15 protein-coding genes are annotated in these 24,718 nt (G+C 45.7%); 2 read left to right on the top strand and 13 right to left on the bottom strand.

Annotation, left to right across the window (positions count from 1 at the left end; genetic code table 11):
• Positions 1–10: 10 nt before the first annotated feature.
• Positions 11–1,918 (top strand): hypothetical protein, encoded by a 1,908-nt coding sequence (locus tag GA565_RS14370; RefSeq protein WP_152199023.1) that lies wholly within the window; start codon positions 11–13, stop codon positions 1,916–1,918.
• Positions 1,919–2,051: 133 nt separating this feature from the next.
• Here GA565_RS14370 and GA565_RS14375 read toward each other — a convergent pair whose 3' ends face one another.
• From GA565_RS14375 to galU, 11 genes are all read right to left on the bottom strand, one after another.
• Positions 2,052–4,553 carry an acyltransferase family protein gene (locus GA565_RS14375; RefSeq protein ID WP_152199024.1) on the bottom strand — a complete coding sequence of 834 codons (2,502 nt, stop codon included), beginning with the start codon at positions 4,551–4,553 and terminating at the stop codon, positions 2,052–2,054.
• Positions 4,554–4,863: 310 nt separating this feature from the next.
• Positions 4,864–6,273, bottom strand: a complete 1,410-nt coding sequence (gene gndA, locus GA565_RS14380; RefSeq protein ID WP_055780298.1) for an NADP-dependent phosphogluconate dehydrogenase — start codon at positions 6,271–6,273, stop codon at positions 4,864–4,866.
• 358 nt (positions 6,274–6,631) lie between these two features.
• Positions 6,632–7,744, bottom strand: a complete 1,113-nt coding sequence (locus GA565_RS14385; RefSeq protein WP_152199025.1) for a glycosyltransferase family 4 protein — start codon at positions 7,742–7,744, stop codon at positions 6,632–6,634.
• Positions 7,745–7,751: 7 nt separating this feature from the next.
• Complete coding sequence (locus tag GA565_RS14390; RefSeq protein WP_152199026.1) at positions 7,752–8,885, bottom strand: glycosyltransferase family 1 protein; 1,134 nt, start codon at positions 8,883–8,885, stop codon at positions 7,752–7,754.
• Between the two features lie 178 nt (positions 8,886–9,063).
• Complete coding sequence (locus tag GA565_RS14395) at positions 9,064–12,693, bottom strand: glycosyltransferase (protein WP_152199027.1); 3,630 nt, start codon at positions 12,691–12,693, stop codon at positions 9,064–9,066.
• A gap of 2 nt (positions 12,694–12,695) precedes the next feature.
• Complete coding sequence (locus GA565_RS14400; protein WP_152199028.1) at positions 12,696–14,009, bottom strand: bifunctional 2-polyprenyl-6-hydroxyphenol methylase/3-demethylubiquinol 3-O-methyltransferase UbiG; 1,314 nt, start codon at positions 14,007–14,009, stop codon at positions 12,696–12,698.
• Positions 13,999–15,231, bottom strand: a complete 1,233-nt coding sequence (locus GA565_RS14405) for an ABC transporter ATP-binding protein (protein ID WP_152199029.1) — start codon at positions 15,229–15,231, stop codon at positions 13,999–14,001. Before GA565_RS14405 ends, GA565_RS14400 begins: the two co-directional genes overlap by 11 nt.
• Positions 15,231–16,016 carry an ABC transporter permease gene (locus GA565_RS14410; protein WP_152201516.1) on the bottom strand — a complete coding sequence of 262 codons (786 nt, stop codon included), beginning with the start codon at positions 16,014–16,016 and terminating at the stop codon, positions 15,231–15,233. The genes GA565_RS14405 and GA565_RS14410 overlap by 1 nt, the downstream gene beginning before the upstream one ends.
• Positions 16,017–16,021: 5 nt before the next feature.
• The gene (gene cpsG, locus GA565_RS14415) at positions 16,022–17,404 is read right to left on the bottom strand and encodes a phosphomannomutase CpsG (RefSeq protein ID WP_152199030.1); all 1,383 of its coding nucleotides are present in this window, start codon (positions 17,402–17,404) and stop codon (positions 16,022–16,024) included.
• A gap of 14 nt (positions 17,405–17,418) precedes the next feature.
• The gene (locus tag GA565_RS14420; protein ID WP_152199031.1) at positions 17,419–18,831 is read right to left on the bottom strand and encodes a mannose-1-phosphate guanylyltransferase/mannose-6-phosphate isomerase; all 1,413 of its coding nucleotides are present in this window, start codon (positions 18,829–18,831) and stop codon (positions 17,419–17,421) included.
• A gap of 335 nt (positions 18,832–19,166) precedes the next feature.
• Entirely contained in the window at positions 19,167–20,051 is an 885-nt protein-coding gene (galU, locus tag GA565_RS14425) for a UTP--glucose-1-phosphate uridylyltransferase GalU (protein ID WP_152199032.1), read from the bottom strand.
• 520 nt (positions 20,052–20,571) lie between these two features.
• Between galU and GA565_RS14430 the strand changes: the two genes are divergently transcribed.
• Positions 20,572–22,158 (top strand): TerC family protein, encoded by a 1,587-nt coding sequence (locus GA565_RS14430; protein ID WP_152199033.1) that lies wholly within the window; start codon positions 20,572–20,574, stop codon positions 22,156–22,158.
• Between the two features lie 79 nt (positions 22,159–22,237).
• Here the strand turns inward: GA565_RS14430 and asmA are convergent, their stop codons facing one another.
• Positions 22,238–24,085, bottom strand: coding sequence for an outer membrane assembly protein AsmA (gene asmA / locus GA565_RS14435; protein ID WP_193311915.1), 1,848 nt, complete (start codon positions 24,083–24,085; stop codon positions 22,238–22,240).
• Positions 24,086–24,131: 46 nt separating this feature from the next.
• Positions 24,132–24,713, bottom strand: coding sequence for a dCTP deaminase (gene dcd, locus GA565_RS14440; RefSeq protein ID WP_055780328.1), 582 nt, complete (start codon positions 24,711–24,713; stop codon positions 24,132–24,134).
• Between the last annotated feature and the right edge of the window lie 5 nt (positions 24,714–24,718).

The raw sequence follows: 24,718 nt of genomic DNA on the forward strand, positions 1-24,718 counted from the left end.
CATCATCCGAATGAAAAATAAAGAGTTAATCTTAACTGTTATCTACCTGCTCATCGGCATGGCTGCCAGTATCTGGGTGGTCAATCTCAATTTCCTTGTCGATTCGGATGTGGCTAACTCGCCGACAGTCTGGCATGAGATAACTCTGCACGGCTGGTCAGTCATGAGAAATTGGCGGCCAACGATAGATAACTGGTATTTCTCTGCCTATCCGATTCATTTTTTGCTGTTTGAAGTCACCGGGGGCACTTCTCCAGAAATATTACGTTGGCTTTCCATTGCGCAGCTGTTCCTTTGCGCCCTGCTGGCAGCGATGATTTGTTATGAACGTAGCAAAAATAGTCTGAGCTTTTTACTGGTGCCATTTTTTTGCGGATTAAGTCATTATGCCCAAGTTTCAGGTTATGTAGCCCACCCTTTCTCCCATAATTTGACCAATCTCTATGGCTTGCTGTGCGTTTATCTTTATCTGGTTAACCTTCGGCATCGCAGCCTAATAATTGATGTTGTGCTCTACCTGCTGGTGATCGTTGCTTCCGTTTCCGACCCATGGCTTCTTGCCGCTTTTTATTTACCACTGCTACTGGTGAATTTCTATGAAATATTTTTCTTAAAGATACGCCATTTCAAGACATTGCTCGTCCCTGCTTTGACCGGCATGGTACTTTTTACCCACACCGTTGAACGTATTTTTCATTTACCCGTTGCTCACTTTAGCTTGGGTTCTCCCCAACAAATGATCGACAATGCGGGCTGGTTTTTGTATGGCCTAGGCGGCATGTTGAATCTGTTCGTCGCGGAACGTGAAAGCCTTTTCAAGATTTCTGCCGTAATAGTGCTGGTACTCTATCTGTTCTCCATAAATAAATCCCCACGCATAAGTAATGTAGATTTCCTGATCCTGATGTCAGTACTTGGCATCTCTTCTGCCTTCATACTTAGCAGCACACCGGGTGCCTATGTAAGCGCACGATTCTTCGTAAACATTGTCTATCTGACCATTGGCGTTATTTTCCTGCAGGCGATCAGCCGTCGAAAAATTATGCTTGTGCCGTTGTTAATCTTGATGATTTCAGGCTACGCTTCCAATTTCATTCAGACGCCGCTTAGGGAGCGCCCTTCTACCTCCAGCGATATCATCGCCTTTATGCAGGCTCACAATCTGCACTATGGGTATGGTCCTTACTGGGGAACCGATTCATTGGCCACCGGTTGGCGCTCGAATTGGCATCAAATCATCAGGCCTGTCACCTTTGATACTTCTACTGGTTTTATTAACTTCGCTGGGCGGCCGCAGACCTTCGATAATTGGTACCAATTTGAGGCAGACAATGCCTGGAAGCGTCAGTTTGTTGCTATTTACAACGACGGAGAACAGTGTCGAGATATCAGGATTTGTTTAGCTGGTCTGAAAAAACAGTTCGGTGTACCCGACGAGACCTTGCAGTTTAGGGATACCACTTTCTATATATACAATAAAAGTCTGATTGGTGCGTTGAGTGCTATTAATTTGCAAAAACAAGGTTCGCTAGCGTTTGGCAGCGAAAACCTTGCTTATTTATGGCCAGAATGGAGTTATAACGAGGATGGCTTTCGCTGGACCGATGGCCTTGAGCCAACGATGCTACTGAATCAGCAATCTGAATGGAAAACAGCTCGATTTACATTACACGCTTCGAATTTTCAACCCATCAAGGGGACCTTAAGTTTTAATGGTGTTGAAATTACAAAGTTTGACCTTGCCCCAGGCAATCATGCCATTGATTTTACTGTGAGGAAGATCAATCCCAGACAATCATCAATTGCATTGGCGTTTCATTTCGAGGTGGTTAAAAGTCCAAAAGACCTGAAAATGAGCGGTGATAAGCGGAGGTTAGGTCTGCAAGCAAGGTCATTAGATTACAGTTTTACAAACTGAATCATATAAATGACGGGTTAGATTGGAAAAGACCTAAAGTTTCCTCGCTCTCGTTAAATTTGGGTACTGCTTGCGATATGTAGCATCAGTGAAGCCACTGAAAAACTGATCCCAGTGGCTTTTTTGCAGAAAATCAGTCTGTAATAATTTTAACTGATATCAGCCCGACCCCCAGTTTTCTATTATCGCCATTAATGCCAAGTTCTAATGGACTCCTGGGATAAGGAGGAACAATGACAATTTTGTTCGCGTTCTCCAAATTAGAAAAATGAATTTTAACGACTGTAGGCTGATCACTAACGACAATACTTTGTTGCTCATTGCCAACAATAACACTGATTGGTTTACCGATATTGGGAGTAAAAGCCTGGGCGGTGATTTCCAGGGTAAAGCCTGTAGGCAATGGCTGAACGTAGGCGAGTGTCACAGCTGGTGCTAAATTAGCATCGCTCCAACGTCCCCAGGATTCCCGATGTGATAAACCAGCAACGCTATCAAAAAAGTTAGGTAGCGCGTCTTGTTTAAAATTGTAGACTGACTCGGCCATCGCCGCTGGTATTTGTTTCGCCATCCTAGGTAGCATAAAAGCACTAAAGTCAGGCAGCAGTTTCATGTTGCCAAACGCACTCAAATGATCGCCATCAAAGAACATAGAGTGCCCTTCGCTCCAAACACTGCAGATCTTACCCGGACACAACACAGGGAACGGATCCCAAATTGTAACAGTGGGCAAAGCACGTATCACCTGTTCATAACTCGCCAGTACGGGTGCACGGTAGGTTTGAAGCAAGTCACGGTCCATTGTCATTCCGTGAGAACAGATAGGGTTATCGCGGTTAAACCAGTCAGAACAGCGATAGGGGGGTAATTTAAAAATAGGTTTAGGTGCATCAAATACGACCTGAACGCCTTTAGAAGTGAAGCTCCGCAGAGTACTGATCGCATATTTTATTGAACGCTCTCGGTTTGACTGCGCCTGTGCACTAAAGAAGGTCTTCTGATGGGATTCCGTGCCGAAGTACACCCACTGGTCCGAGAATCTAGGTAAACGTAAAGAGGCCAGAAGAAGAACATCTCCTGGCTTGACACGCTTATGCAATGCCCGCAGAGAGTCTTGCGTATTTTGCATACACATAGGATTATCAAGGTCGCGTTCAGGCTGGAAGCTAATAAATGGGCACCCACCGTTACTGTAAACATCGATTTCTAGATTATTTTTGATGGCAAACTGTTTATACAAGGCCTCATAAGCCAAAGTATGTGAATCACCAATTACATGCAGCACGTTGTATCGTGAGGGCTTTTCTAACAGGCACCTTTCAGGCTTGAAAACGAGGACCTTAACGCCTTCATCCACTATTGCCTGAGGATTAGCCGTACAGCCGGGATAATCTTCACTCGCTGCAACTCGGTCTGGATACCACAGGTTTGCATCTTTAGTGACTACGCTTGCAGAAATTTTATCAAACTGTGCATCAATGACTAAAGCAGCTTTGTAAGCCAATCCGATAATGCATAAACCCGCAATGATAATAGCCGGATTGTTAAGTTTTTTGCCTGTCCTAATGCGACGAGTCGATTTTTCAACCAGAAAATACGAGAGTGTGGCCAGCAAGAAAGTAATAGCAAGGGCAGCTAATCGCGTTACCCAAGTATCAAGTCCACAGGTCCAGCGGAACAGAACAAACGTTGGCCAATGCCATAGGTAAAGAGAATAGGAACTCTTGCCAAAAAAAAGAATATAGCGGTTGCCGAGCAAAGCCTGCAACCAGGGCAGACAACTCTTTTTATATAAGCTAAATATTATGCCAAGAGTTGATATAACGGCAAGTATTGCGCCAGGCATCGGAAAATTGTTTGGGGTGGAAATGGCGAATGAAATGAGCAATCCAACGAATGCCGATGTACCGATAAAACCGGACAGACTGTCTTGACTACGCCGCCCATCTTTTGAAAATAAGGTGATAATCTGGTACAGCAAAACGCCTGCACCTAATTCCCAAAAACGACCGGGGCTCAAAAAATAAGCATTGGTTGGCTCAACCCTCGACTGCCACGCCGAAAAAATCAGCGATACAACGACCCCAACTCCAAATAACACCACAGACGCACGTTTACCTCGCTGACCATATAACCAGGCACAAAATAAAACGGGGAAAATTAGATAAAATTGTTCCTCGACACCCAGCGACCAAGTATGAGTAAAAGGATTAAAATCTGTAGTAGGCGCAAAATAATCACGACCATTGGCTGCCAGAATAAAGTTACTCAAGCCGGCAAAAGCAAAAAACTGTGTCTGTTGATTAAGGTCACTCAGCCAAGAATTAGGTATAAACAGTGCTGAAACATAGCCGGTTACCAGCAGGCAAACAATTAATGCAGGGAAAATACGCTTAATTCGCCTCGCATAGAAGAAGGCCAAGAAACGCCAAAAGTTCACACCCTTGAAATGGGCTATAGACGCACTGACTACAAAACCTGATATCACAAAAAATACGTCTACCCCGACAAATCCGCCTGGCAGCCAAGATGCGTTAAGATGGTAGATAATGACCGAAATAACGGCCAATGCTCTGAGTCCATCAATGAACGGTATATACTGAGAAGCGGTGTTTTCTAATTTATTAAGCTGCATTTATACTTCACTTAAGGTTTTCCGAAAAAATAATTACAGCACTATACTTCAAAAACCAACACAGTCCATCTAAATCAGTCTCACCCCCATATATCAGACTGTAAGTTTTAACTTAATTATAATAAGTGAATTTTAACAAAGCACCACTTAATCTAGCGATATGAATAATGTATAATTAATACTACGTATTACTAAATTTGATTACGCACGTGTTAAAATTTAGAGCAAAAAAAACCGCCGAAATAAATCGTCGGCGGCTTTAATATTTATAAAAACTGTATATGTGTGTTTACTCAATTACTGCTAACGACTAGTCCAACCACTCGGTGTGGAATACGCCTTCTTTATCGGTGCGTTTGTAAGTATGTGCACCGAAGTAGTCACGCTGTGCCTGGATCAGGTTAGCAGGCAGAACCGCACTGCGGTAGCTGTCATAGTAGTTGATCGCAGCAGAGAACGTTGGGGTCGGGATACCATTCTGAACGGCATAAGACACCACGTCACGCAGCGCTTGCTGATATTCGTCAGCGATGTTTTTGAAGTAAGGCGCCAACAGCAAGTTTGCGATTGAAGCATTTTCAGCATAAGCATCGGTAATTTTCTGCAAGAACTGTGCACGGATGATGCAGCCAGCGCGGAAAATCTTAGCGATTTCACCGTAGTGCAGATCCCAGTTGTTTTCGTCTGATGCCGCTTTCAGCTGTGAGAAGCCCTGAGCGTAAGAAACGATTTTACCCAGGTACAGTGCGCGACGTACTTTCTCGATGAACTCAGCTTTTTCGCCATCAAACGCTTTCACGGTAGGACCGGTCAGCACTTTAGAAGCGGCTACGCGCTGGTCTTTCAGAGAAGACAAGTAGCGGGCAAATACAGATTCGGTGATAAGAGACAGCGGTTCGCCCAAGTCCAGAGAGCTCTGGCTGGTCCACTTACCGGTGCCTTTGTTGGCAGCTTCGTCAAGAATAACATCAACCAGATATTTACCGTCTTCGTCTTTCTTAGTGAAGATGTCTTTGGTGATGTCGATCAGGTAGCTGCTCAGCTCGCCTTTGTTCCACTCAACGAAGGTGCTTGCCAGCTCTTCATTGCTCAGATTCAAGGACTGTTTCAGCAGAGAATAAGCTTCAGCAATCAGCTGCATGTCGCCGTATTCGATACCGTTGTGAACCATTTTGACATAGTGACCCGCACCGTCTGCACCGATGTAAGCAACGCAAGCATCGCCATCGTCAGCACGTGCAGCGATTTGCTCAAGAATTGGAGCAACCAGTTCGTAAGCTTCTTTCTGACCGCCAGGCATGATTGAAGGGCCTTTCAGTGCACCCTCTTCGCCACCGGAAACGCCGGTGCCGATAAAGTTGAAGCCTTGGTCTGAAAGTTCTTTATTACGACGGATAGTGTCTTTGTAGAAGGTGTTGCCGCCATCAATGAGGATGTCACCTTTATCAAGGTGTGGTGTGAGGGAGGCGATAGTTTTGTCTGTCGCTTCGCCTGCTTTCACCATCAGCAAAATACGGCGTGGTTTTTCCAGTGACGCTACGAACTCTTCCACTGTGTAGTATGGAACCAGATTTTTACCCGGATTCTCGGCTACGACTTCATCAGTCTTGTCGCCAGAACGGTTAAAAATAGCAACGGAATAACCACGGCTCTCGATGTTTAACGCCAGGTTACGACCCATTACTGCCATACCGACGACGCCGATCTGTTGTTTGGACATTAGCAACTCCTGTCTGAAATAGTCGATAGCTCGGTGAAGTTCAAACCCCTGTTCTTAGTAGGCTTATTTTCACCGCGCCATACAAATGAACCCAAGCATTGTACATCAGAATGACTGAGGGTGTACCTATCACAGCTATAACTCGCGCAACCACTCAAGTGGTCGGTGCAGTACAGCCTCAGCCACTATGCCGAGCACACAACACTTTACCGGTAACAGCGTCCAATTGCAGTTCAAAAAGAGCGAATTTTACGACATTACTCCGAGCTGGCGCTCGGCTGGTTATTCTACAACCTATTTAGCTAAACCTGAGCAAAAGCAGGGAAATAGGCTGTTAGTTTAAAATGTAAGCTACTGCTTAGCGCGTTAAGTCCTTATAGAGTGCCATGTACTTATTGATCATTTGCTCATAGGTAAAAAAACTCTTATACCGTTTGTAAGCATTCTCGCCTAGCTGCGAAGCGAGTTGGGTATTATTTGCCAATAAATCCATAGCGTTTCGTAATGAACCGACGTTATTGGGCTCAATAACTATTCCAGTTTCATTATGAATATTGATATAGGTCGTACCGGTACCTATTTCACAAGAAATAAGCGGTTTCCCGAACATCGCACCTTCCAATAATGAAATACCAAAGGCTTCAGAGCGCAGATGTGATGGAAAGACTAACCCGTGGCACAGCTTCAGTAACGCAAACTTATCGGCGTCTTCCAGAGCTCCAACAAAAAAGACGTTATCAAGCCTCAGCTGTACCGCTTGCTGTTTTAGTTCAGCTTCGGCTGGACCACCGCCTACAATGACGATGGGATAACTCGCATTTTTAGCCGCGGCCAATAATATGTGCAGTCCCTTATAATAACGAAAAGCGCCGATAAACAGGAAAAATGGCGAAGAAAACTGCTGCGACCAGAAAGCCAGCTTTTCGTCACCCACCGGCGGATAAGATTGCTCATCAATACCAAATGGAATAACGCTGACCTTGTCTTTGAAACACTGCAATACCGGGCTGGTCTGCACATAATTAGGTGATGAGGCAACAATCCGGCTCACGCTCCCCAAGAATTTGTGCATCAGGGGTTTGTAAAACTTGAGGATATTTTTTTGCTTTACCACATCCGAATGATACGAAACAACTGTGGGTTTTTTCACACCGGCCAAAAAATGTATCAAATCCATAAAAGGGTACGGGAAATGATAATGGATAATATCGGCCTTTACGGCGAGCTTTTTAAATTTAGTCAACGCATTTAATGAAAATGGCGTAGAAGCTAACTCGAAAGTAATTTTTGCAGAGGTAATATTATGCTTATGGAAAGAGCTAACGTCAGTGTCACCACGCGGGCTTAATACCAGCACCGTGTTTTCAACATTGAAATTCGCCGTACCTTCAGTTAGCTGGAAAATAACCTGCTCAATTCCGCCAAAAGAGTCTGGATAGTAAGTTTTATAGAAATGTAATACTTTCAACATAAAGACTCTAAACCTTTTTATAGGCCGCTATTGTTTCTTCTGCACAGCGTGCCCAGGAGAATTTTTTAGCCTGTTTTAAGCCGGTCTCAATAGATAATTGGCGCCACTGATTATCTTCAATGCAGCGCTGTATAGCCGCTGTCAGCGCCTCAACATCGAGAGGTTCACACACTAACGCAGCGTCACCCACAACTTCGGGTAGTGAAGCGGCATTTGAGCAAACAACTGGAACGCCCGATGCCATAGATTCTAGCACCGGCAGGCCAAATCCTTCATATAAAGACGGGAAGAGGAAAGTATTCGCCGCGGCAAATAATAATGGCAACTCTTTCGAGGCGACATATCCTAAATACTTAATCCACCCTTCGCGTTCGCCACGCTGGAACCTGAGGTGAATTGCCTCACTACTCCAACCTGAGTAACCACACAGCACTAGCGGGTAATGATTTCTAATGGACAGCGGCAATCTCTCATAGGCATCGAGCAGCGTCGCAATATTTTTTCTAGGCTCAATAGTTCCGGTATACAAGCAATACTTGCCGTGCTCTAAGCCCAGGTTACGCATCAACTCGGCCGTTTCTTCCGGTTTACGTACATAAAACTGCCCGCTGCTTGCCAACGGTGTGGCATCGATTTTATCCAGAGGATAGTTGAAATAACTGGCAATTTCCTGACGTGAGAATTCGGAAACGGTGAGCAGTCTCTCTGCACGCTTAAGCGACAGCAGCAGCTCTTTACGCATGTATTTTACGCGTTCCGGCGGATGGCATTCAGGCCAGGTAAAAATAGATAAATCATGGAACGTAGTGATAGCATTGCCAACATTAGGCGGCAGATAGTAATTTGGGCAGTGAAATATGGCATCGGGTGCCTGCTTCAGCGCACGTGATTTAAGCCAAGGATAGGTATAGCGATAAGCTTCGGTAATCAGCGGATTCTTTTTTAATACGCTTCTCAACTTTGACTCTACGGCACCACTTTCTACCGGCACCGGACGCTGATCAATTAACTGTCTGCCATTGAGGTAGCGCAGCGAACTTATTTCATCGCTGGTTTGAAGATAATTGGTTAATTCCAGCGCATAGCGCCCTATCCCGGTCAGTGGGAATTTTATGCAGTCTGATGAAAATACTAACTTCATTTTTTATACCCATTTGCAATCACAAATAGAAATTATTTGTGAAAGTCCCTGTATGCTAATGAATAACGCTTATTACCCATTAACCACAGGCGTGAATTCTTTAGAACTCATATCTTCAGGAAAATTAAAGCAACATGCGTATTTCAGCATGTTGCGTTTTTATTCACCGACCTGATGCCTATTTAAAGACTTTAGCCCTTAACAGGCCGGTACACATATTTTCTAAACGTCTGGCCACAGTATGATAGTCATGCTGTTGACGCCATTCGTCAGCACGCTGCTGGATTCTAATTGCCTCTGGCGATTTTTGATTAATCGCCGAGATGCCCTCTGCGATATCAGCAACTGAAGTACCATTGAACCTGAATACCGCATCCCCAAGATCGTCAAAAATGGCTAAAGGCGTCACCGCTACCGGTTTATGTGTTGCCATTCCGTATCGCACAGCACCGCTGGCAGACTCACCTGTATTTTGGTAAGCGAAAACCAACACATCAGCATCAGATAATAAACGAAGGCTTTCCTCGTCATCAAGGAAGTCGTTGTACATCTCGATTAAATCTTCAACACCCAATTTAGACGCTGTGGCTTTAAGTTCACGCACCAAATCAGCTGATTCGCTAACCGGATATTCGGCATTGACAAGCCTTAGTCGAACTGGCTTACCTGCTGATTTGAGATAAGCAACGGCCTCAATAAGTTCTTTCAAGCCTTTATGGGGAAGGCAGAAACCATAACTTGCAACTAAAGGTAGAGCATTAGGCTTAGCGACTTTATCTGCTGATTTTGGATAACCCAACACACCGTGTGGGAACAAGGTTACGTTATCGACTATCCCCAAAAGTTTTAAACGATTGATATCGGTTATTGAATGCACAAGCAGACGGTCGCACATTTTTAGCGCATCTGTCATCTCTGACAAACGGAAATTCCAGTGAGGTTCTTTTTCAGGATCAACTGTCGAGTGCATTGCCATAACGATAACTCGCCCGGCGTGGTGGTGCTTTTCAATAAATGCAGAAAGCTCACGGTGATTGAAGAATCCGTAGTTGAATTGAATAACAAGAGTATTCAAGCGCAACGTTTCAATTTGTGCATCAAGTGCATCGAGATAGTTATTTTCTTTTCCAACCACCCAACATCTCAAAACGTTATTTTCATCCACGCCAACCAAGTCGTTAGCTGCGGGAGCAAAGATAACAACTTGATCGCTTGGCATATCGGCAACCAGATGCTGGGAATAGGTTGCAATTCCACATTTGGTATTCCAGGTAGATAACCAGCCTATCCGCGTATCTTCGTGGGCAAGTTCGAAGTTTTTGCGAAGATTAGCAACGGCAGAAGTCGATCGTTGGGCTACATCAGACCATTTAAATTTGGCCATAATAAGCTCACGGCCTTTTAGCGCCATCGCTTTCAGTTTTTCTTCACTCGATTCTACCGCATCTTTCATCGCATGGCCGAGATCATCAACGTTCGCACTGACCCAAGACGATGAGAAAAGTCCAAAATGGGTTTTAGCACGCTCGAACTTATAGTCAACCAACCATGAATTTTCAGGAGTACAGAAATCGAGCTGGCCACTCCAGTTAGTGGTGATGGCAGGAAGCCCACTCAACATGGCTTCAGCAACTGGAAGCCCAAATCCTTCCGCACAGCTTGGGGCAACTAATACGTCACAAAACTCGTACAACGCTTTGAGGTCAGATTCGGCCATATCCTGTTCAATAATGATCAAGTCTGGATAATTGGCGTTGGCCGCACGTTCTTCAGCCAGCCACTGATGAACTTCATTATGTGGATTAGCAAACGTTTTTATTATTAGCGATACGTCATCAGCAGAGGTAAATGCTGCCCCATAGGCAGCCAACATTGCCTGAACCCCTTTTCGAGGGAAACAGGATGAGACATGCAAGAACTTAAATTTTTTGGTTACAAGTTTAGGTGCCGCGCCACTCTGAATACGATCCCAATGCTCGCAACCGTTACCTACATTAAAGACAGGAACCATCGCGCCATTATCAATTAACACCTTGCGAACATGTTCTGAGGTACACAAAACAGCGTCTAATTCACGGTTGAAATTATTGATCCACTCCTGCGGAAAACCCGTTTCTTCCCAAGCATAACAGTGCAAAAGTTTTACATCTGCATTTATGCCTGAGACTCGAGGTGGGTAAAGATTACGGCTTAATACATTAACCGTTCTTGAGCCTTGCTGCTCAATCCGTTGGTGGAACTCTTTAAGATCAGCATTACTCATGTCATTAATAAAGGTCTCACTCGGTGCAAAATCACCTGGCCCTTCCGTTGAGTGTAGTAATACCTCAACATTGTCCTGACTCAAGGCACGAGCAAACTCCCGGTTCACCAGGGCAAGGCTGTAAGAACTGTCAAAAGGACCTTCTACTCGCCAGGATAATTTCTCAATATCGACAGAATGAAGTTCAATTAATTTCGCGTTACGGTCAATGGATTCCGCCGTGGCGCGTAGGTCGTTATCAGTAGGTTTTTCGCGGCAGTTGATTGATGAAATAGCCGTCACAAGCTGTGCAGCTGACACTTTTTCAACAGGAAGAGTCGCAGCATCCTCAATAATATTTTCAAAACAACCTAAAGCAGTTATTCCTGCGTAATCCCAAGAAAACTTTTTAGCCTGAGTAGTTGCGTGTTGCTTCAAACGGGCAAGAAAAGCATCATCACTAAGCGCCTGGTGAAGTTTTTCTTTTATAGAATCAACCGAGTAGGGATCGAAAAGGGCATCTTCATATCCAATAACCTCAGGAATACTTGTTACATTCGAACCGATTGTCGCCGCCCCACAGGTCATGGCTTCCAGTATTGGCAAACCAAATCCTTCATGCAAAGAAGCAAAAACAAACAGCTTAGACAACTGATATAAAACGACTAAATCATGCTCGGAGACATAACCTGTCAAAATCATTTCGTCTTCACGTAACCGTGCACTGTTTGCAATAGTGCGCAGACCGCTACGATCACTATCAGACAACTTACTGACAATAACTAACTGATGTTTATCACGAATTACCGGTGACAGCTTGCTGTAGGCTTCGATTAGACGTCGAAAGTTTTTACGAGAGTCGAATCCACCGGGTGCATAAAGCACTACATCACGAGTAATCCCATAATGTGCTTTAAGGGCAGTAAATTCGGCATCAACCACTTCACTGACAACGAAATGTTCCTCAGTTGCAGCAGAGACAGTGTGAACTTTCTCAAAAGGAACATCCAACCACTCAATAGCTTCCGCGGAGGTATAATCCGAATTAGTCAAAATCAAGTCAGCATTTTTAAGCCAGTTGATTTTTTTAAGATAATATTCTTTGAATGCATCATCCTGAAGATAAACATCTGACTGTACCAAAGGAATCAGATCGTGATGAAGAACTGCTACTTTAGTATTTGAAGAAAATTTGGCAATTGACGTCACGGCGTTATCGACATGGCCTTCAAACAGGCTGGTGATAAAGACGATATCAGGGCGCAGATTATGTAAAAAAACCTCACGGATATATTCTGCACTTTCACTACGCCAGGCATTATCTCTTTCTAATGCCCTTACTGGGCCTGGCGCATGCCATACCACGATATTCTCAGCAGGAAGATATTCACTGAACTGTTTTTTTAAGTCAGCAATTGTTTCAGGAAACAATGATGACAAGGCGATAAAAATTTCGTGCTTTGTGTTGTTGCGAATAATCGCTTTTGCGATAGAAATAGTATAACGGCCAATCCCGCGATAGCGGCTTTCTGTCTGTGCCCCTTGCAGGTCAATAACAATGCGCATTATTACTCTCCGTGCTTATTATTATTTGCATTTTTTAATTGTTCATAAATATCGACAGCCCGGCTAGTCATATTTTCCTGATAAACAACATGACGCTCTCTGGCAATGAGCCCAGTTTGCGAGTTGGGCGCAGAATACAAAACTCGTCGGTAAACGGATTGTATCAGCTTGTATATTCCCAGCTTTTTGGTGGTAGAAAACACAAAGCGTCTAAGCTTAGGGTTATTGTGGAAAACACCCAAGGCAATATTGATTGATTTTTTTAATATTCGCTTAATGACTTGGCGTCCACGTGCCTTGATGCCATGTGTGCGAACAGTATGGACTTGGCTTGAAACCCAACGTAAAGGGTATGTGATTTTCCAAGAGTTACTGCTATGGAAATCAATAACTTGTTGCTGCAGACTTTGATTGTGGGCATGAACAGCTAAAAGCTCATGTTTAGTCTTTTCGAATTCTTGCTGGAAACGTTGCAACTGATTTTCATAGTTGTGAAACTTAGTGGCCTGATTACTTAAGGTTTTGTATATTCTTTTAGCCTGCTCGGCAAGACGCTGGTCATAACGGTTTCCCAGACTATCCAGAGTGACGCCATATTCTTGGTTGAAACACGCGTCAACCAATTGGCTTATCTCTCGGTCGGCCTTCTTTTGGGCAACCAGACCATAATCAGGACTTACGCCTTTTAACACATCGACTAAAGTAACAACCGATTCAGGGTCTCTTAATGCGTTTTTTTCCTGCAAACGTAATATTTTGGTTCTCAAGAAACCATAATAATTCGGGATAAACTCAAGCAGCGATGGAGGCAATGGATGATTATGTGTAGGATCCATGTAAAAAGAACACGTACCCACGCTGATATTCTCGGGATTAGGTGTTTCAATTATCAGTAATCCCCCCGGCTTCAATACTCGCTCAGACTCTTTAACGACAGCTTGCAAAACTTCAAATGGCAAATGTTCTGCGATATGAAATCCGGTAATAGCTAGCAGGCTTTCGTCAGCCTGGCCCCGAAGGAATTCCAGGCAGTCCATTTTCTTGACGTCCAGACCAACCTGCAAGGCACGTTCAAGCATTCCATCATCCAGGTCAACCCCGAATGCCGGAATATTATGATCCTTGAGGATCTCTAGCCATTCACCGCGACCACAGCCTATGTCTGCAACAGCGGCAGAAGGGTCAATTTTGGTTAATGCGGTAATGAATGGGATATAAACTTGTAAACGGTTCTTAATGTCCTGAACGCTGCCGCGGTGTTTCTCTTCAAAAAGGCGATAATAGTCTTCGCTAACTGTATAGAAACTATCTTTCATAAGAACACTCTAGCTCCGTTTGCAACCATGACACACCCATGAATGACAATTTGTCGAGATTGATAACATTAAATACCAAAGCCAAGTCTCGCCACTCATAGTTGTTATTAATATGAGTATCGCGATCGTGTAAAGCCGTCGCGATAGAGAAATTACCTTCTCCCAAATTCATAGGAAATCGATAATTAAAGGTCACCTTTTGACCTGCTTCAAGGTCATTTACTGGCTCTTTCATATGGTATGAGTTAGTGCCGAACACAACTTGACCTAAACGATCTTTGACCTGAAAACCCATTACCAGCTCTTTGATAGGACGATGAATCTCCACTTCAATTTTCAGAGTCACCCGATCGCCAACACCAATATTTTCGGAAACTTTACCGCTGCTATTAATTAATGATATCGCCGAAACCTTTGCATCGCCGTTACCCGAGATGGTCTGAATTTGGCCTGATTCAGTTTTCTCTTGACGAATAGTCACTGCGGATCCGGATTTCTCAGCCAACATGGCATTGTAGAAATCCATGATTTCTTCAGGATTTCCTTCTTTCTCAATTCGACCTTTATTGAGCAAAATCGCGCGATCGCAAATAGACTGAATGGCTGATTTATCGTGAGACACCAGTAAAAGAGTGGTTCCCTTCTCACGGAACTCACGAATACGTGCAAAACTCTTGTGCTGGAAATACGCGTCGCCCACCGAAAGTGCTTCATCAACAATCAGGATATCAGGACGAATTGCAGTAGCGATACTGAAGGCAAGACGTACTTGCATACCGCTCGAGTAAACGCGAACAGGCTCATCGATATAATCACCAATTTCGGCAAAAGCTTCGATTTCAGGCATCAGCTCGGTTATCTGCTGAGAACTCATCCCTAACAATTGGCCTGACATGTAGGCATTTTGCCTGCCGGTAAAATCGGGATGGAAGCCCATTCCCAGCTCAAGCATCGCAGCAACTCTGCCTTCAAGGTGTACTTCACCGGTAGTCGGTTTAGCCGTGCCGGTAATGAGTTTCAAGAGTGTACTTTTGCCGGCGCCGTTGATGCCGATGATACCTAATGCTTCACCAGGCTGAACCTGAAAAGAGATATCATTGAGGATCCACTTTAATTTATGGCGCAGCTTTTTGGTTGGCGATATCCACTCAACGAGTCGCGACGATTTTGAAGGATACTGCTTATAAGCTTTTCCAACATTATTTACTGAAATAAAGCTCATTATAATTCATCCACCATATCTGCAGAATGCTTCTTGAAGAGTCGCATTCCTAACGCACAAAAGATAATCCCTAACAATAATACCGGCCACAAGGAGTACCAGTCAGGCATCTTGTGATAAGCAAAGATTGACTGATAACAAGCCATGAGTCTGGCCATTGGGTTATACATTAAAATATGACGCGCCCATTCTGGCAGTGAGTTGAGAACATAAACAACCGGCGTAAACCAAAACCAAAATTGCAATAAAACCGTTACGAACTGGCCCACGTCACGGAAAAAGACGTTCATTACGCCAAATATCATCCCCAAACCCACGGAAAAGATTAGCTGAACGCACAACAATGGGATCACGGCAAAGAACAGCATGTTCGGGAAATTGCCTGTAAACAGTAAGAATATGATAAATAATGTGAAAATGATTAAGAAATTTAAAACCGCCGATAGAATAACAATGATCGGCAAACAAATTTTAGGAAAGCTCAGCTTCTTAATCAGGTTGGCATTGCCAAGAAAAACGTTTTGGCTTTTATCAAGAATTTCGGTAAACAATGCCCAGGTTAATACGCCAGAACATAGATAAATACTGTAAGCGAATGGCCCCGCCTCGCCAGGCATTCTTGCGCGCATCACTTGGGAAAACACTAAGGTATAAACCAGAATCATGGCTAACGGCTGCAGGACTAGCCAGAGCGCCCCCAGCATACTGGTCTGATAGCGCGCCTGAAAATCTCGCTTAACGCTACTCATGATAAAACCACGGTAGCGATAAATCGCTAATAACATATCTTTCACAGAGCATCCCCACCTAATAACTGGAGGATTTCCGCCGTTTTCTGATTCATCAGTTCGGTATTCCCTTTTGATTCAACGTTCAAACGTACCACCGGCTCGGTATTCGAGGTGCGCAGGTTGAAGCGCCAGTCCGTATACTCGATGCTCAGGCCGTCTGTTAAATCGACATGTTGAGCATCAGCTTCGTAAACGGCTCTGATTTTATCAATGACTTCATTAGCGCCAACAATTTTGCGGTTGATTTCACCTGAAGCAGGGAAAGCCGCCATGCGATCTTCAACCATACTGCTAAGGGTATTGCCTTTAATTGCCAGTAATTCTGCCACCAGCAACCACGGGATCATGCCGCTGTCGCAGTATGCAAAGTCTTTGAAATAGTGATGTGCACTCATTTCGCCGCCGTAGATAGCATCTTCGGCTCTCATACGTTCCTTAATGAAGGCGTGCCCCGTTTTCGACATGACGGCAACACCGCCCTCTTCTTTAACAATGTCTTGGGTATTCCAGGTCAAACGCGGATCGTGGATAATTTTCGCACCCGGATTTTTTTGCAGGAACGCTTTCGCAAGCAATCCAACAATATAATACCCTTCGATAAAGGCACCGGTTTCATCAAACATGAAACAGCGGTCGAAATCGCCGTCGAAGGCAATTCCCATATTGGCTTTCGATTCGATAACCGCGACAGTTGAATCTGCGCGGCATTCCGGCAGCAGCGGGTTAGGGATCCCATTAGGGAAATTACCGTCGGCGTGATGATGAACTTTCACAAACTCTACCGGTACCGCCGCTTTCACAAAACGCTTCTCGATTTCATCGATAACGTGGCCGGCAGCGCCGTTTCCAGAGTTGATCACCAGTTTTAATGGCGTGGTAAAGTTCTTGAGATCGATATAACCCAATAGATGATCCACATAGGCATCCAGCACCGAAATCTGCTTATAGCTGCCGCGTGATTCAGCCGCTACTTCTGCAAACTGATTCTGTTCCGCAAGACGTTTAACATCTTTCAGGCCAGTATCTCCACTAATAGGTTTCGCATCTTCACGTACTAGCTTCATCCCGTTATAATTCATCGGGTTATGACTGGCCGTCACTTCAATTCCACCGTCAATCTTCAAGTGTGCGGTGGCAAAATAAATCTCTTCGGTACCGGCAAGGCCAATATCCAGAATATCAACGCCTGCATCGCGCAATCCGTCAGATAATGCGAGCTTTAGCTCTTCACTTGTTAGCCGTACGTCGCCACCCACGACAATGGTTTTAGGTTTCAGAAACTCGCCATAGGCTCTACCAATGCGGTAAGCAATATCTGTGTTGAGTTCCTCGCCCAATTTTCCACGAATATCATAGGCTTTGAAACAAGTTAACGTAGTCATGTAAACCTCAAATATTAATTACGACCGTAGTGATCTTTAATGCGAATAACGTCATCGTTGCCAAGGTAAGAACCTGAGCGAACTTCAAGGATTTCCAATGGAATTTTCCCAGGGTTTTCCAACGTATGAATTGATCCAATCGGGATAAACGTAGACTGGTTTTCCGTTAACAGGAAAGTCTTTTCACCGATAGTGACCTGTGCAGTACCGGCCAGGATTATCCAATGTTCTGCGCGGTGATGATGCATTTGGGTAGACAATTTGCCGCCAGGATTAACGGTCACACGGTTCACATTGAAGCGATTTTCTGCGACCACCAAATCACTCTTGCCCCACGGGCGGTAAATATCACGGTGGTGTTTGTATTCGCTTCTTTGATTAATTTTAAGGTATTCCACCACTTTTTTGACGTCTTGAACCTGTGATTTATCAATTACCAGCAACGCATCTTTGGTATTAACAATCACCAAGTTTTTAACACCCACTGCCGCCACCATTTTTTCATCGGTATTGATATAGCAACCTTCGGTGTTATGCAGGAAAACGTCACCGGTCAGGGCGTTATTGTTCGTGTCTTTCTCGTTAACTTCCCACAGTGCAGACCATGACCCAACGTCACTCCAACCCGCATCCAGCGGAACGACCATGGCATTAGTAGTCTTTTCCATTACCGCATAATCGACAGATTCGTCAGGACACAGGGCAAAGGACTCTTTATCAACCGTGATGAAGTCCATGCCGTCCGGTAACTCGCACAAAGACTTTTTACAGGCCTCATAGATATCCGGGCGAAATTTCTCCAACTCTTCGAGGTATTTTTTGGCCCGGAACATAAACATCCCGCTGTTCCAATAATACTCGCCCGAAGCAATGTAGGATTCGGCCGTTGGCAGGTTAGGTTTTTCCACGAAACACTTAACTTTATAACCTTCGTCAAGATTACCAATACTGTCACCACGTTGAATGTAGCCGTAGCCTGTTTCAGGACCGGTCGGCACAATTCCGAACGTGACCAAGCTGTTGGCGTTGGCAAATGGAATGGCCTTTTCAACGGCAGCATGGAAGGTTTCAACATCGTGAATAACGTGGTCAGCGGCCAGCACCAACATCACAGGATCATCGCCATCTTTAATGGCATTTAACGCAGCTAACGCAATGGCCGGGGCAGTATTACGGCCCATCGGTTCTAGAATAATGTTATTTGACAGCTTTTTGATCTGTCTTAGTTGCTCAGCCACCAAAAATCGATGCTCTTCATTGCAAATCACGACCGGCTCGCGTACTTCGAGTAAGTCCAAACGCAGCACTGTTTCTTGCAACATCGAGTTGTCACTGTGCAGTCGCAAAAACTGCTTAGGGTAGAGTTCTCTCGACATTGGCCAAAGTCGACTACCGGTACCACCTGCCATGATCACTGGGAGTAACATTTTAATTCCTTAAGGTCTTACCGTGCAGCATTACAGTAACAATGTACCGAACACAAAATTAGACATCCACGCTACCGCCTTGGCCTGAAGCAACCAAAGTACCATAGAGCGCATCACAATTTATCTTTGCATCATAGTGCCGATAAATCTTCCAGAAAATTCCCCAACGTTAACACGATCTAGTTTTTATATACTGAATAATTGGCTAGTGTAGAGATTATCATCTTTATCTTGGGCAGTACTTGGCTGGAGATCAATGATGCTTCTAAACAACAACGAAAAGCACCGAAATTTCGGTGCTTTTTTAAAGGTATTGAGGTAGTGAAAAAGGAGTATTAGATACTCAGAGTTTTCAACCAGGCTTTGAACTGTTCGCCCGTTGCTTTATGGCGCAGGCCATATTCAACGAAGGCTTTCATGTAGCCCAGCTTGTCACCACAGTCGTGTGAACGACCGGTCATGGTGAAGGCTTCAACCGTCTCTTTTTTCATCAACAGCGCAATAGCGTCTGTCAGCTGAATTTCGTTACCGGCACCGTAAGGGGTGATTTCCAGCAGAGGCCAGATGTCTTTGTTGAAGACATAACGCCCTACTACCGCCAGATTAGATGGCGCATCTTTACGCTCTGGCTTCTCAACGATGGCTTTCATTGGCGTACTTTTACCTTGTTCGCCTTCAACGCCATTGCAGTCAACCACGCCGTACTTGGAAACGTCTTCTTCTGGTACTTCTTCAACCATAACCTGGCTATTGCCCGTTTCGTCGAAACGCTTCAACATCGCTGCCAGATTGTCTTTGCGAAGGTCGCAGGAGACTTCATCCATCAGAACGTCTGGAAGGAGTACGGCAAAAGGTGCATCGCCAATCAGAGGGCGCGCGCACAGAACGGCATGACCCAGACCTTTAGACTGGCCCTGACGCACGTTCATGATAGTCACGCCTTTCGGGCAGATAGACTGAATCTCTTCCAGCAGCTGACGCTTAACGCGTGATTCAAGCATGCTTTCAAGTTCAAAAGATGTGTCGAAATGGTTTTCAATCGCATTTTTAGACGAGTGAGTCACCAGGATGATTTCTTTAATGCCGGCGGCAGCACATTCGTTAACGATGTACTGAATCAGTGGCTTATCAACAATAGGCAACATTTCTTTTGGAATAGCCTTTGTTGCTGGCAACATACGTGTGCCAAGTCCGGCAACTGGGATAACAGCTTTTAACATTGTAAGAGATACTCCTCAACACCATAAGATTAAAATTCAGCCAGCGGTTTGCCATGGTTTGTTCACCGCTTTACTAACTGAAGATACTTAAGCAATTGCCTCTACTACCCAATAAATCACTTAAGCAAAGTATAGACTCTAGCCTTGCTTTTGCAGGTTCGACCGACAGTCCCTTGCCTGAATAAGATGTTGTCTTATCACTACGAAATCATTTGTGTCTACGCACGGATTTTCTTAATGCGTTCTACAAATAACATCATAACAGCAGGTTAAGTATGACGGTAAGTCAACCATAAAAAAATAAGATTGTTACCCAAGATTGACTTTTTTTTAAGAAAAATAGGCGAAATAAAGCTGTTATGTTGCCAGTTGCTGCTTTTTCTACCAATCAGAACCTCACGCCAACATTACAATGAGATGAATTAAGGTTAGCTATCTGATTTAAATTTGAAATTTACCTTTTCAGCGACCATTATTCATCATGCGGGCTTCACCGCGTCGAATAAGGTTAAATTGCGATATGGAATGGGTAGCCGATCCGTCGATTTGGGTAGGGCTGGCAACCCTGGTGATCCTCGAGATTGTTTTGGGAATCGACAATCTGATCTTTATCGCTATTCTGGCCGATAAACTCCCCAGACAACAGCGCGAACGTGCACGCGTTACCGGCCTTTTGTTGGCCTTGGTTATGCGCTTGCTGCTGCTGGCGTCTATTTCCTGGCTCTCTACCCTCACCCGACCGCTGATCACTGTTTTCTCACACGCTTTCAGCGCCCGTGACCTTATTATGCTTGCCGGCGGCATATTCCTGCTGTTTAAAGCGACTACCGAACTTAATGAACGCTTGGAGGGCAAAGACGAGGAAAACGCCCAACAGGGCAGTCGCGCCAAATTCTGGCCAGTTGTGGCGCAAATTGTGGTGCTGGATGCGGTTTTCTCACTGGACTCGGTCATTACCGCTGTCGGCATGGTGGAACATCTTCCCGTGATGATGGCAGCGGTCTGTATTGCCATTGCACTGATGCTGCTGGCCAGCCGTCCACTAACGCGTTTTGTTAACGACCATCCGACTATCGTTATTCTGTGTCTGAGTTTCCTGCTGATGATTGGCTTTAGTCTGGTGGCAGAAGGCTTTGGCTATTATATCCCCAAAGGTTATCTCTACGCGGCGATTGGCTTCTCAGTAATGATCGAAATGCTTAACCAACTGGCGCAGTTTAACCGTCGACGTTTTCTCTCTTCCAGCCGGTCGCTGCGTGAACGTACCGCCGAGACGGTGTTACGCGTGCTGCGCGGCAAGCATGAAGAGGCAGAATTAGACTCGCACTCCTCGAGTATGATTGCCGACATCGACCGCGAAGAACACGCAATTTTTAACCAGCAGGAACGGCACATGATCGAACGAGTACTGGGATTGGCCCAGCGATCGGTCAGCAGCGTAATGACATCAAGACACGACGTCGACAATCTCGAGCTTAATGACCCTCCTGAGTTGTTGACCCAGCAAATTGCCAATAATCAGCACACGCGTATTCTGGTTACCGAAGACAGTTCAACCGACGCCCCACTCGGCGTGGTTCACGTGGTTGATTTACTGAAACAACAATTGCTGCATAACGCACTAGACCTGAAAGCCATTATCAAGCAGCCGCTTATTTTTCCCGAACAGCTGTCGTTGCTGGCGGCGCTTGAGCAGTTTAGACAGGCCAAGACCCATTTTGCCTTCGTGGTTGACGAATTTGGCTCGGTTGAAGGCGTAGTTACATTAACCGACGTAATGGAAACTATCGCCGGGAGCCTTCCCGAATCGTCGGCCACGTTGGATGCGCGTCACGATATTGTGCAGTTGGAAGACGGGAGCTGGATAGCCAACGGTTACATGCCGCTGGATGACCTGGTGATGTACCTGCCGCTGCCGATTGAAGAAAAGCGGGAATACCACACCCTTGCCGGTTTACTGATGGAGTATGCGCAAAATATTCCGCAGGAAGGGACGCAGTTACACATTGATAACTATCTGTTTGAACCTCTCGAGGTCAGCAGCCATCGAATTCTAAAAGTGAAGATAACACCGCTGAAACCGGTCGAAGTCGATTACGAAGTCTGAAGAGAGATGACATACTCAGCGCGGTAAATATATACCGCGCTGAGTGCACTAATAACTGCCAAACATAACAATAAAATCACTATTTCCTCAACAGTGACTTATTGTCCTGAATTCCTTTGCTGTCTGAATTCTTGTCTATCCAGCTCTGAATCGCGTTACGCGCGTCTTGCTGCAGCTGCTGGCGTAGAACCTGATCGGCTTTCAGCTCATAGTTAAGCTGATCCCACGGACCATATACGCGGAAAGGAATATCCGTTTTTTGCAGCATGCTGACCAACGCGTTGTCTCCCTGCCAGCCGCCGGTGACTCTCACCAGCAGATTCATGTCCGCCAGTTTGCCTGGGAAATTAACTTTCCCACTGCCCTTAATACCCATCATCGTGGCATCAGCGCTGAGGTCGTTCAGATTTAGCACACCGTTTTTCAGCGCGCCCTGCGCCTGCATTTGCTGGAATTCACTGTAGTAATCGTAGCGCTGCTGGCCTTGTACGCGATTGTTACTGCGGCTGATACCCTGCTGCACCAACTGCTGAATGTTCAAACCTTTGAGGTGGGCATTGGTCATCGCCATTTGCGCATCGCCCTGCCAGTTGGTGTTGAAATCTTCTATTGAAAGCCCTTTGCCCCCCATTTGGCCCTGCATGCTAAAGCTGCCGGTCATCACCTGGGGCAGATTGTAGGCACGCAACAGGTCGCTAATCTCGATATTTTTCAAGTCCGGCGACAGATTGACCATCAGACGCTGGCCTGTAGCATCAAGCGAGCCCGGCAGTGAGAAAGTGCCGTTACCCATGCTGCCACTGAGCGCAGAAAGCTCAACATGCCCGACACGATTCTGCGCCTGCAGATCGAGATTATGAATTTTCAGTCCGCGATAGGTCATATCCACGGCCTTGAGACTGAGTAGCGCATTAAAGCTGGTCAGCACGGAGAGGCTGTCCTGCTGCGCGTCGATGTCTCGTGCAATCACCGGCGCCGACGTCACCGCCTGCGCTTTTTGCTGAGCGCTATCGCTGCCGTTGGGCTGCCAGCCGGAAATGGCGTCCAGGTCCATTTTATCGGACTGTAAATTTAACTGGTAGTCGGGTAAGTCACTCAGCACGGCCTGACCGCTGCCGGTTAACTGGTTATCATTGGCGGATACCGCAAGTTTATTCAGCGTGACGGTGTTGTTGCTTTGCTGATAGCTGGCATTGAGGCTAGCCTGACCGGCAATGCCGTTGGCTGGAATATCTGCACCGCTGAGTTTGTAAGTCAGGTTAGTGATGTCGGCAGAGTACTGACGGGGATAATTTTGCATATTGAGCGTCGCCTCAACGTTCAGCGTAAGATCTCGCTGGTCACGATTGATGCGGCTCGAGAGTTTGATATTGGCCTGCCGATGGTCGTTCTGATCCATTTGCAGGTTAATGTCGCGCACGTTGACCTGGTCGCTTTTGGCCCGCTGCCAGATAAGCAGACTGTCGGCCACGCTCAGTCGGCCGATGTCAAACTTCCAACCACTTTGGGTATCAACAATGCCTTCGTTGCCCGAATTGGTCGCAGGCGCAATCGGCGCATCCGGCTCATTGGCTTCACTGTCAGGCGTAAGACGAATAACAGCGCTTTTCAGCATAACCTGTTTAATCGAAAGCTGATGTGAGAGCAAAGGCAGGAGACGAACGTCAAGACGCATGTTCTCGGCGCTAACAACGGGCTCTTTCGCACCTGGCGCAGTAAGCGAGGTTTGACCGGCCAAAATACTGAGCTGCGGCCAAACGTGCCAGCGAAGTTCACCATCAATTGCCAGTTTATAACCGCTTTTTTGCTCAACACGATTGACCATGTAATCACGGAAGTCATTCGGGTTAATCAAAAAAACCAGCGAGGTCATACCGGCAATAACAACCACCAGTAAAATAACCAACGTCGTCACTAATCTTCTCATGCCTTCCTCTTATCTATTGCCGGCCCTCGCATCCTGCCAGGTCGTATCAGTCTTTATCAATGCGGCTGGCAACCGCACTCTGCTGGTCCCGATACTTGGCGTCCGTTCGACTGTTGTAGGGACGCGCAGCGGGGCCAGAAAGTGGCTCAAAACTTAACGCACCAATCAGCATGCCTGGGCGCAGCGCCAAGGGCAGTTTACCTGAATTATAGAACTCTAAAACAATACGCCCCTGCCAGCCTGGGTCAATGCGGTGCGCAGTAACATGCACCATCAGGCCAAGACGCGCCAGTGAAGAGCGGCCATCAAGCCAGCCAACCAGGTCATTAGGCAGTGTAACGGACTCAAGTGTAACCGCCAGCGCCAGTTCACCGGGATGCAAGAAGAAGGCCTCACCCTCGCGTAGAACAATTTCATTGCTCATCACCCGGTCGAGCGCGGCACCGACTTCATCTTTCGGGCCACTTAAGTCGATAAAGCCTGCATTATGTCCATTGAATACGCGAAAACCGTTTCCCAGACGCACGTCAACCGTCGCACCATTGATACGCTCAATAGGTGGACGCGGTTCAATAGACAATTTACCGTTGTCCATCCAGGCCTCAATATCACGATCGCATAATCTCATGCTTT

Source organism: Rouxiella sp. S1S-2 (genome assembly GCF_009208105.1).
Lineage (GTDB): Bacteria > Pseudomonadota > Gammaproteobacteria > Enterobacterales > Enterobacteriaceae > Rouxiella.